The 627-nt window shown below is 68.6% G+C and carries 1 pseudogene; it reads left to right on the top strand.

Annotation, left to right across the window (positions count from 1 at the left end):
• Positions 1–451 (top strand): annotated as a pseudogene (locus JCM19049_RS16870) (aspartate carbamoyltransferase); the annotation flags it as partial.
• Positions 452–627: the final 176 nt, after the last annotated feature.

Raw genomic sequence — 627 nt, 5'->3', positions numbered from 1 at the left:
TGCACTCCCGGGTGGCCCGCTCGAACCTGTGGCTGCTGAACTCCCTGGCGCCGAGGTGACCATGGTCGCCCCGCCCACCCTGCTGCCGGTGGGGGCCGACGCCTGGCCGTGCACCATCAGCTATGACCTGGACGAGGTCATCGCCTCCGGGGTGGACGCGCTGATGATGCTGCGCGTGCAGGGGGAGCGGATGCATGCCGCCTACTTCCCGAACCCGCGTGAATACTCCCGCTACTGGGGCCTGGACGACGCCCGGCTGAAGGCGCTGGACGCCTCCGGCGAGGAAACGCTGATCATGCACCCGGGCCCGATGAACCGCGGCCTGGAAATCTCCTCGGCCGCCGCCGACTCCCCACGCTCCACCGTGCTGGACCAGGTGACCAACGGCGTGGCCGTGCGCATGGCCAGCCTCTACATGCTCCTCTCCGGCGACTTGATCAAGGAAAGCTAGGTCCATGAAGTATCTGATTCACAACGCCAGCATTCTGGGCGGGGACACCGCCGACGTGCTGGTCTCCGACGGGATGATCGCCCAGATCGGCCGGGGCCTGCAGGCCGGGGACGCCACCGTTATCGACGCCTCCGGCCAGATCCTGCTGCCGGGCCTGGTCGACCCGCACACCCACC

The sequence above is a fragment of the Arthrobacter sp. JCM 19049 genome (assembly GCF_001310435.1).
This window is presented reverse-complemented; position numbering and strand designations above follow the sequence as displayed.